Raw genomic sequence first — 10429 nt, forward strand, 5'->3', positions numbered from 1 at the left:
ATTAACACATACATACTCATTTATGAAAATCAACAAAGCGTATAAATTTAGGCTTGAGCCTAATGCAGAGCAGGAGCTTGTTTTAAACAAGTTGCTTGGCTCTGCACGTTTTGTTTGGAATCAAATTTTAGCTGTATCGTTCGAGATGCTTGCTAATAATGAGCGAATCAACAAAGTTAATTTAGTCAATAAAATTCCTGAATTACGAAAAAAACCTGAGTATGCTTTTCTAGAAAATAGTTCAAATGGCGTTTCACTTCAACAAAAAGTGCGTGATCTTGGTGATGCCTGGGGGAAGTTCTTTGACCCGAAAGAACAAGCCAAGTTAAAGCAAAAACCATTTAAAGCCAAAAAACCAAGATTCTTTAAATTGCCTGATGGTCGTGAAGTCCAACTTAGACCACTCATGCCACGATTCAAAAAGAAATCTAATGGCTGTGATTCCATTCGTATTGTTCAATTCAATAGATACTGTTGGGTTAAAGGCAACCAAGTTAAGTTACCTAATGACATTGGCGTTGTGAAATTCAGAAAATCACAAAATATTGTGGGTGAGATTAAGAACGTCACAATCTCCAAGCATGTCGGGAAATGGTATGTGTCATTTGGTGCTGAAAATACGGTAGAAGCACCAGTCCATCCATCGAAATCAGCCATTGGCATTGATTTAGGTATTAAAAAGTTAATTACAACGTCTAGTGGTCAAGTATTCGACCCGATCAATAGTTTCAAGGCCAATCAAGTAAAGTTGGCTAGGCTTCAGCGCAAGCTGAGAAAGAAAAACAAGTTCAGTCAAAATTGGAAAAAGCTGAATCTCAAGATCAATACATTACACCATCATATTGCCAATATTCGGCATGACTACTTGCACAAAGTCACCACAACGCTCAGCAAAAACCACGCAATGATCGTAGTTGAGGACTTAAAAGTAGCCAATATGTCGAAGTCAGCGAAAGGCTCAATCGAGAAAAAAGGAAAGAATGTTAAAGCCAGGTCCGGCTTAAATAAATCAATCCTGGATCAAGGTTGGTCAATGCTTGTTAATATGTTGGTGTACAAACAGCAATGGCGAGGTGGTTTACTCGTTAAAGTTGACCCTAAATATACAAGTCAGACTTGTAGTTCATGTGGTCACGTTGCAAAAGAAAATAGGCTCACTCAGGCAAACTTTAGTTGTGTCGAGTGTGGCTTTAGCGAGAATGCAGATATTAATGCTTCTCGCAACATTTTAGCGGTGGGACACACCGTTTTGTCTGTCGAGGGAAGATGCGGTAAAGATCGCCCTGTGAAGCAGAAAGCAAGTGAAATCCGTGAGGAAGTCACCTAAGAGCTTTTGCTTTTAGAATCCCCCACTTGAACATCGTGAAAGTGGTGGGAGTATGTCAAACGGCTTCTAGCAGCATATTAAATGCAAGGTATGATGTAGTCAGGTAAATGATATTTATGCACACGTAGCTGTCTTGAACAAATTCACAGAATTTGGCTGCACTTATACCCAAATTGTCACTTGAATTTAGCTCAATTAGGGTAGCGCTGTCTTTCAAAACTTTATGTAATAAAGCGTGCGTAAGTCATATTTACTTAAATTCTGATATGATCTCTAATCACCAAATATCGTACACTCAACCATGCTAGTACCCATCGCACGGCGCTTAATGACGCTTGTTGAGACATAATTCTAAAATAATCATATTTATTATATTTCATCACTATCGGAAAAAACTGATGTTCTGTAAGGATTGAAAGCATAGGTTCATCCTCTGCCGTAAAATGCATCAATACTTTTGTTACATTACTTTCATACAACCATTTTTTTATTAACCAATTATAAGTTTCTGATTGGTTTTGTTCTAAATAATCAAATCGCTCTAAAATCTCTTGTGCAGAATTAAAATCTACAGCACTGAGTAATTCAGGCAAACGTGCTAACTTTCCTTGTGTCGATAATGGATGTCTTCCTATATTTGAACCACGTTTACCTGACGGAATGTTTGCCATCATAATTAAAGCTTTCTTCCAGGACTCAATATCTAATCGTGGCTGCCCCTGCCCAGAAATAAGATACCGCTCAATATCTTCAAACTTTTGAAATAATTCGTGTTTAATTACTTTTCCAGTCGAATTCCCTCTTTTTTGAGCATAGATGACCCACCTCTGACTTTGTCTTTTTTTGAGTACATATTTTTCGATGGTGTCTCTCAACTCATATTTTAGATTACCATTCTGTTGATGAATCGCTTGGAAATGCCTGAATAAATTACTCCGACTCATGACTCGCTTAAAAAATGCAGTATGTAAATTGGGTTGCTGTTGTTGCATGCTATAGGCATAAGTAGCCAGAAATAAGATATGAACATAATGCTTTAATGTTGTCGATTCATGTAAATGTCCAAGCACTCGACTAATCGCCTTAATCCCTTGCCCAACCTGTCCTTCATTGCCTACTAGCGTATTAAATTGCTCATTCGATGGCATCCAATTTTGTAGCCATGGCAATTCTATCGTGAGCGCTTTAAAATCCACCACTGTTTGCAAACACTTTAAAGTATATGTACTTGCAAACGTATGTCTTAAATGATGTAAGCTGAGATCAACATCTCCAGTGACTTTCTTTAATATTTGAGATATTTGAGCAAAAAAAGGCCTATGCTCACTATTCTCATCAGACATTAATATCGAATATTTTTTATTCTTATAAATATCATTTAATCCATTTTGAATCGTCTGACTTAATAAATTCATCGGAACAACACGTTCTGATCCAAGTGTTTTTAACTGATGCTCACCATAAGGACGAATTCGGAGCATATCCTCATCAATATCTAAGGGCCGTAAATGAAGTGTCTCTGAACGGCGTACACCCATCGCTGCAGATAAACGAAAATGACGCTGAATCTCTAGACGTAAAGCAGCATCATTCACCCCAGATTCTACAGATTGTAATATTTGAACGATCTGCTGCACTTCATTTTTTGAAAAAACTTTAGCACTTGCTTGATGCGCTGTACGCTTGTGTAACTTTATACGATTATCATTTAACTGAATTAAAAAATCTCTAAAGCGATTCCACGCAGCGAGATGCTTGCGGTGTGGAAAATGCTCTTGCGTCAACTCCATCCATTTTTGAAATACATCTTCATTAATCTGGCTATCTTTTGTTAAATCTTCTGAAAACCCCAATATACCTGCACTGACGATGGCCAAATGTAGATGAATCATATTTCGATTCTGTAGACTTAACTCTTCTGCATCACAGCGTAAAATCAGCCATCGCACAAAGCACGTTAATAAATTGACTGAGTAGTGATTCGTTTCATTATTGGCAAGCTGTTTAAGCCAAATGCTTGATCTAGATTCACCTTTTAGTTGCTGAATCATCGCTAAAATATCAGACAAATGGAGTTGCTCATCGTCTATTTCTATTTCACTTTCTGGCTCAGTGCTATCTAAATTTGTGGTTAATTTTTCATATTCGAATAAGCGTAATAATTCATTTATTGAAAGATCTTCAGTCAGGACTTGGCCTGATATATAACCTGCAATCAGCGGAGTGCTATTTAACATCACATTTTGCTGTAAAGCTTTCAACCATTGAGCTAACGATAGAGTTGACTTAACCCCTATTTGTTTTAAATATGTATTAAAACACTTTTGCCAAGCCGTTCTTTGTTGATTTCTTGGCTGTGCTAAAATCTCTTTTAATCGGGGCTGTAGATACTGTCGGCCTACTAAAATCAACGTCGAGACATAAGGACTTAACAGTACTGTACGGCGTATCTTCGTCACAGATCTATCATTATTCACTGTCAGTTCAACGAGCCGACTATTCCCCATAGCGACTATATGTTGATCAGAAGCAATAAACTCCAACATCGCTTGTAAATGGCTCACTCTGCACAGTTGTGAATACATGGAGAGTACAACCAGCAAACGTCCTATTTCAACATCACAATTTTGATGTTCAGGTAAATGTTCTAAATCCTTCTGAATAAAATCAAGTAAGTTTTGTTCAATATAACCCCATGTACTAAAACTATTTTCAGATGTCAGCCATGTACGATTAGCTTTTTGAGGAAGTTGAACGAATAAAGGAATTTTCTTTTTATCGCGAATATAAGCACAATATGCCTTGATCGCTTCTGGCAAATCAATGTTTGTATTTTTAGCTAAATGGGAAGCTAATACATGTCCAAGCTCTAAAGCTACTTGTGGCTCAGGATTTTCCCCAAAGATCAACGGACAATAGGACTTATACTCTGAGTTTTTCAGCCATTCTTTTACATCATTTTCTGAATATTGTATTCTCGGCTTCGTCTCTACTTGAGCTGTTTTAGTCTCTTGGGTTAAAACAAATGTTGGAATATGCTTGATTTTAAAAAAATCAAAACCTTCAAGACATTCGAAACCTAATTGTTTTTGCAGGTTTTCTTGTACATCAAGCCACTGTTGTTTAAAAACTGATACAGGAAATACAGATAACATATCCCATGGATGACGCCCCCGTATCCAGTGCCCAAGTCCAGCATCCTTGAACCGTCCAGGTAACTGATTATGATCAGAGCGAACCAACTTCCGTGCCCAATTTCTAACTAAACCTTCAATCTGATGAGGATCACAAAGTTGCATAGCATAAGATGATAAATCAACACGTGGTTCAACTTGCTCCCCCAGCATTACCATCAAACCACGTAAACCTTGAATCTGTTTGATCAACGCTGGCGTCAATGGTACATAACGATCGGTTGATTCATCTTGATGATGTTTATCTTGAATCAATGCCCAGCCTTGCTGACTGATCCACTTTGGAAAGGGTTGCTTAATTCCTCGTCCTGCAGTTGCAAGATTCATCCATAATGCTGTATACAAGGTTAAGTTATCAAAGAGCACCTGCCAATTTTTCTGTTCATAAGCCTGATTTATTCTGTTTTTTATTCGTGTAATTTCATTTTGTATTTCAACAATCTTTATTCCAATCGGGCTACCCACGCGTTCACTTGAAGTGTGTATGTATTGAGGAATATCAATTTTTATCGTTCTTAAACAATCAGCCCATAATTGCTCAAGTTGCCTCTGTTCAAAAGAGGCATAATGAATCAAGTTATCATAATTTCGACCTGATGCATTCGTCACTGCTTTAACGACAGCTAAATCACCTTGGCTATGATCATATAACAACCGTGGAAGAATATCTCGAATGCTTTTGAGGCTGATTTCTAGCTCTTGAGGTAAACGGTTAATCAGTTCACTCACGTCACGTTCAACTGCCATATGACGTCTTGTAATCCCAAGATTTTTGACTTGACTCACCAAATCATTGAGTTCACTTGGTAAAACCAAATGTAATTCATTGGTCCATGGCACATGAAATTTAGAATGTTCTGGTTTTTTTTTGAGTGTCGGTGTCCCTGCAAACACACTTAATACATATGCAGATAAAGTATGATCATACTGAATAGCAATATTATTCTGATCTGCATTTCGACTAAAACGAGGCGCTGTTAATTCAGTAACCGAACGTCCTGTGAGTAAACTCAATATTAAAGCTAATTTTGCGCGTAAGATTAAGCTGGCATCAGTATGAGATGGTTGACAGAGCCTAAATACTTCTTGAATTGAATTTAAGGACAATCGCGATTTGGTCCAAACTAAACCAACATTTGCAGCTTCAATATGTTGAGAAGTAGACTTAGATGCATAAAGCCCTCGAATTAAATCGGATTGTTCTGCCAAAAAAAATCTAAACAAGGGCTCCAATGGTGTTTCATCTTCTTCAATCTCATCATGCTCAAATACATCAGAGACTAGACCACGATGAATTTCATCTACATCCTCTAAAGGTTGGATAGCAATACTTAATGAACCATATCGTTGCAGGATCAATTTTTTGTGCTTTAACCCTATACAGTGTACAAACTCTGGACGTTTCTTCTTATTTTTTAGAGGATTGTTTTCCCAAATTTGGGATAAAAATAGCTTTAATGGATAAAAAACTTCTTTAAATCGTTTATCTTCAGAACGATCGGACATTGAACGAATCCATTGTTCCGGTCCGTTTTGAGTGATTAAGTCTTTGACTCGTTCTAAAATATCCTCATGACTTGGATCACCCAACAGCCTAATCGCTAAAAAGGCATTGTACACACGAGATCCTTTTTGATCTTTCAGCTTTATGCTTCCATCACCCGTTAAATAACTACTATAAAGCTCTAGAGTATGTACTTTTTTTTGAAAGTGAAAGATTTGGTCTAAAAACCACCTTATTACCGTATTAAAACTCTCATTATTTTGACTTATTCCTGCTTTAATCAATAGCAAGTCACAAATACCACTGTCTCCAGTGTAGGGGCGTAATGGCGTAAGTATATTATTTCTATCTGTTGTTTCTGAGAAGAAATGTGAATATTTCTTCTCAGAATCCTGTAATCTACTAATGATCTTTAACGTATTAAGCTCATCACGAAATTCTGATAATTCATCATCCCCAATCAATGTGAAGATTCGCTGACAAATGACAACAATGCCAGCTAAGCTATAGTGTGCACGCAACAAAAATAAGGCTTGGATCAGTTGTTCTTTTTCTATATTTTCATTCTGATTAATACATTCTAGGAGCTGCACCAAATACTCATTCATGAACTACTCCGAATACGATAGACCCATGCCTTCTTCCAGTCTGTTAAGGCTAAAGCAACTTCTGCAGTTGGTGCCGCACAAACAATTTGCTGCTGATGTTTTTGATAAAGTTCCTCCAATTGAGGTAAAAATACAAAAAAGTCAGCTAAATGAAAATATGGTTGCACAGATTTTCCAAGCTCTTTCACTTTAATTCTTTCTAATGGCAAAAGCTTCTGGGCGATATAACCAGCTAAAACATTTTCGATTAAAAAATTACCACTCACCACCGGTGATGCCCAATTAACCAATTCTTGAACAAAGGAAATCGGCAGCTTTTTCAAAAAATGCTGTGTATTTAAAAATAAAATCATTTCTTCTGGATCTAAACTCTTTAGTCGAAGTTGGCCTGCAACCACCATCTTGTCCTGTGCTTTATCCACTTTACCCCAGTGCCTTCTTTTCACACTATCCTTTAGAGTTTTTACCTTACATAAATCCCTATCGACAGCAAGCAGTAACTTACGATATATCGCGAGCAGTAGTAAGGCTTGATTTTTATTTTTTTTTGAAGACTCACTGCTCATTTCCTCATTGAGTAACATCATTTTCAAAACTAAAACTGGGCATGGTTTTTCAAACCTACCTTCAGATATTGTTAATGCATCAATGAGCAATGGTGTCATCATTTTTTTCTGCACAGGTAAATTATTTTTAGCGTTACAATAATAGAATAACACAGTCCCAAAACTAACAAAATTATTTCAAATAGATTTTATATTTAATAAAAAAATATTTGATTTATATGATTTATTTACTAACTTTGTTTTTATACTAAATCAAAAACTGGTTGTAAAAGCATTGAACTAAAAGTGAATTTTCTGTTTATGATCTTTTACAATATTTAGCCATGCTCTAGTTGCAGGACTCATTGCTATAGTCGTATTCCAGGCCATACTTAAAGTCCAATTTAAACCTGGATTTTCCAATACGGCAGTGTTGAATTTTTCCTGATCTAATTGCTGGCAATATATTTGAGGAAGTAATGCGATTCCCATATTTGATTCAACCATTTTTGCAATAAAGTCCCATTGACTGCTTTTACAAACAACTTTAGGTTCAAAACCTACTGTATTTGCTGCTTTAATAATCATACTATTCAAAGTAAAGGTATCAGAAAATAATAGAAAGGATTCTTCTTTTAATTCAATCAAATTGACAGTTTTCCTATTTCTCCACTGTGAATCTTTTATGGATAGTAAGCACATTGTTGAATCAACAACTGGGATTGACGCAAAAGTCGGTCGAATATTACCAAGTAAAATACCAACATCAATACGTTTATCTGCAATTGCTTCCTCAATACTATTTGAGCCTACCTCTAAAAAACTAAGCTGTATATCCGGATGTTGCTTATGAAATAAGGCAATAAGTGAACTAAATAAGACAGAACCTAATGGTGGTAAACCTAAAGTCAGTTTACCCTTTTTAAGTAACTTAACTTGCTCAATCGTGTTATAAATTTTTTCATGTTCTGACAGCATGTTTAATGCATGCTGATAAATCAGTTCACCTGTATAAGTCAGTACGACTTCACGTTTTCTTCCTGCTTCACCTTTTTTAAATAGTGCTGTTCCCAACTCTTCTTCTAAGCTTTTAATGATCTTGCTTAAAGTCGGTTGCGTCATAAACAAGCGTACTGCAGCTAAACTAAAACTCTGGCTATTAACAGTTTCAACAAAAATTTTAAGTGATTTTAGATCCATAAATTATTCCAATATAGAATAATATTTATAAAATTATTCATGATTTCGCATATGTACAGCATATAAAATTTACCTTATCTTCAAAATCAAGCTGTGATATCAATGCCTGTACAAATCGAACATCCGACCCGATTTAAATATATCAGTAAAATCATTTTGCAAATCAGTTTATTACTTGCTTTCTGGTGGATTGGCAGCATACTTCAATCCTTATTTAAACTTCCAGTATCGGGTGCAGTGATCGGGCTTTTTATTGTTTTAACAGGTTTATTGACTGGATTTTTTAAACTCGAATGGATCAAGAGTGGCTCCGATTTTATTTTAGGTGAGTTGGTTTTATTCTTTATTCCCTGTTTTGTTGGACTAATTAAATATAAACATCTTTTTTTAACAGAAGGCTGGCAATTAGTCTTTGCTGTTATTCTGGGCACCATTTGTGTCATGGTGGTTACAGCATATAGTGTACATCTTGGCTTTCAGTTTGAAAATAAAATCAAGAATAATCGCTCCCAATCTCTGCGTAATATAGATCAGGATGGAAAATAATTATGACTTTAATCGCCATTGTTTGTCTGATTTCAACTTTACTTTTTTATACTGTCGTAAAAAAAATCCATCAAAAATATCCTTATCTGATTTTATCACCAGCGATACTACCCCCTATCCTTCTGATTATTTTAATCTTATCTTTGAATATATCCTATGATACGTATATGCAAGATAACCAATGGATTGTCTGGATGTTAGGCCCTGCAACAGTCGCCTTTGCCATTCCAATTTATGAATACCGTGAAATAATCAAAACACATCTACTTTCTATCAGTATGGGCGTGGTGATGGGGATGCTAGCAGGAATGATCAGTTCATTTTATTTGGCTAAGCTGTTTAATTTTGATCAGTCAACAACCTACAGCTTAATGGCGCGTTCCATTTCGACACCTTTTGCAATGGAGTTGAGCAGTCATATAGGTGGCTCTGTCGAACTGGTTATTTTGTTTACCATGATTACTGGTGTTATAGGTATGATCATTGGTGATATTGTGCTAGGCGCCTTACCGTTAAAATCTCATTTTGTCATGGGTGCATCTTTGGGCAACGCAGCACATGGATTTGGAACGACTAAAGCCTATAGTCGTGATAAAGAAGAAGGGGTGATTGCCAGCTTAACAATGGTACTTGCTGGTATTTTTATGGTTTTGGTAGGTCCTTTTCTGGTTCATCTGCTTGTATAGTTTGGTTCTGTCGTATTAAGGAATTTAGCTACATTCAACATAGTGGTGATTATATGAATGCAAAAATGCGAGCTTATACCTCTCATTTTAGTCTTTAATTCGCTTTTTCGCTTCGTCATAAACTATGCTATCAGCTCGTTTTCCAACGGTATTCAGCAAGATAACAACCTAATCATCTTCGGTGGTGTTTCAAAAAGTATGCTGAAAAAAACAGGTTGGCTTTTGATAAGATAGTGAGATGCAAATAACACTAGAAATCAAATGTCCAACCTGTCTAAGTGAGGGTGTAAAGAAAAATGGCCTCAAAATATATGGCAAGCAAAACTATCAATGCAAAAACTGCAAGCGTCAGTTTATTGGTGATCATGCTCTTAGTTATCGAGGTTGTCATTCTGGTATAAATTGTAGTGTTCCGATGAAAGAACCCAAATATACCCCTGAAGAATTCAAAATTGAAGCAGTAAAGCAAGTTACTGAGAAAGGTCATAGTGTAGCTGAAGTTGCTGCACGTTTAGGGACCACCACCCATTGAACCGTACCGGGTTTGTCGGAGAGTCAATATTCTGAGAGACTATCCCGATGACAAAATTAAAATATACCCCTGAAATCAGAGAAAGAGCGGTTCAATTATTGATTGAATCTGAAAAAGATTATCCTTCTACTTGGGCTGCAATCACAGCAATTGCGCCTAAGATTGGTTGTACTCCTGAAACACTTCGTGCCTGGCATCAAAAGCATTTAGATCAGCAAAATCCTATTAAAGTACAACAGATATCTGATCAAGAAAAAATGAAGCAAATGGAACGTGAAATTAAAGAA

7 protein-coding genes and 3 pseudogenes are annotated in these 10429 nt (G+C 36.3%); 6 read left to right on the top strand and 4 right to left on the bottom strand.

The features are described from left to right. Window positions 1–22: 22 nt before the first annotated feature. Complete coding sequence (locus B4J23_RS10990; RefSeq protein ID WP_291360614.1) at window positions 23–1327, top strand: RNA-guided endonuclease InsQ/TnpB family protein; 1305 nt, start codon at window positions 23–25, stop codon at window positions 1325–1327. 254 nt (window positions 1328–1581) lie between these two features. Here B4J23_RS10990 and B4J23_RS10995 read toward each other — a convergent pair whose 3' ends face one another. From B4J23_RS10995 to B4J23_RS11005, 3 genes are all read right to left on the bottom strand, one after another. Next, on the bottom strand, window positions 1582–6633 hold the full coding sequence (locus tag B4J23_RS10995) for a tyrosine-type recombinase/integrase (protein WP_291360606.1): 5052 nt from the start codon (window positions 6631–6633) through the stop codon (window positions 1582–1584). After that, window positions 6630–7301, bottom strand: a complete 672-nt coding sequence (locus B4J23_RS11000) for a hypothetical protein (protein WP_291360608.1) — start codon at window positions 7299–7301, stop codon at window positions 6630–6632. The genes B4J23_RS10995 and B4J23_RS11000 overlap by 4 nt, the downstream gene beginning before the upstream one ends. 177 nt (window positions 7302–7478) lie before the next feature. After that, the gene (locus B4J23_RS11005) at window positions 7479–8378 is read right to left on the bottom strand and encodes a LysR family transcriptional regulator (protein ID WP_291360610.1); all 900 of its coding nucleotides are present in this window, start codon (window positions 8376–8378) and stop codon (window positions 7479–7481) included. Window positions 8379–8480: 102 nt separating this feature from the next. Between B4J23_RS11005 and B4J23_RS11010 the strand changes: the two genes are divergently transcribed. Continuing rightward, a complete protein-coding gene (locus B4J23_RS11010) occupies window positions 8481–8924 on the top strand; it encodes a CidA/LrgA family protein (protein WP_180052751.1) in 444 nt (147 codons plus the stop codon). A 2-nt stretch (window positions 8925–8926) separates the two neighbouring features. Continuing rightward, window positions 8927–9610, top strand: coding sequence for an LrgB family protein (locus B4J23_RS11015; protein WP_166137095.1), 684 nt, complete (start codon window positions 8927–8929; stop codon window positions 9608–9610). Between the two features lie 87 nt (window positions 9611–9697). On the opposite strand, the pseudogene B4J23_RS11020 reads toward B4J23_RS11015, so the two are convergent. After that, a pseudogene (locus B4J23_RS11020) lies at window positions 9698–9778 on the bottom strand (type II toxin-antitoxin system RelE/ParE family toxin); the annotation flags it as partial. A 70-nt stretch (window positions 9779–9848) separates the two neighbouring features. On the opposite strand from B4J23_RS11020, the pseudogene B4J23_RS11025 reads away from it, so the two are divergent. The 3 genes and pseudogenes from B4J23_RS11025 to B4J23_RS11035 all read left to right on the top strand — a co-directional run. Beyond that, a pseudogene (locus B4J23_RS11025) lies at window positions 9849–10010 on the top strand (transposase-like zinc-binding domain-containing protein); the annotation flags it as partial. Window positions 10011–10025: 15 nt separating this feature from the next. After that, window positions 10026–10139, top strand: a pseudogene (locus B4J23_RS11030) (transposase); the annotation flags it as partial. Between the two features lie 50 nt (window positions 10140–10189). Further along, on the top strand, window positions 10190–10429 hold a 240-nt coding region (locus B4J23_RS11035; RefSeq protein ID WP_252719419.1), incomplete at its 3' end, for a transposase.

The organism is Acinetobacter sp. UBA3025, from assembly GCF_002367915.1.
Classification (GTDB): domain Bacteria; phylum Pseudomonadota; class Gammaproteobacteria; order Pseudomonadales; family Moraxellaceae; genus Acinetobacter.

Excerpts from the sequence above, each read along its gene's own strand:
- B4J23_RS10990 (WP_291360614.1), top strand. The coding sequence starts at position 23 with ATGAAAATCAACAAAGCGTATAAATTTAGGCTTGAGCCTAATGCAGAG.
- B4J23_RS10995 (WP_291360606.1), bottom strand. The coding sequence starts at position 6,633 with ATGAATGAGTATTTGGTGCAGCTCCTAGAATGTATTAATCAGAATGAA.
- B4J23_RS11000 (WP_291360608.1), bottom strand. The coding sequence starts at position 7,301 with ATGATGACACCATTGCTCATTGATGCATTAACAATATCTGAAGGTAGG.
- B4J23_RS11005 (WP_291360610.1), bottom strand. The coding sequence starts at position 8,378 with ATGGATCTAAAATCACTTAAAATTTTTGTTGAAACTGTTAATAGCCAG.
- B4J23_RS11010 (WP_180052751.1), top strand. The coding sequence starts at position 8,481 with ATGCCTGTACAAATCGAACATCCGACCCGATTTAAATATATCAGTAAA.
- B4J23_RS11015 (WP_166137095.1), top strand. The coding sequence starts at position 8,927 with ATGACTTTAATCGCCATTGTTTGTCTGATTTCAACTTTACTTTTTTAT.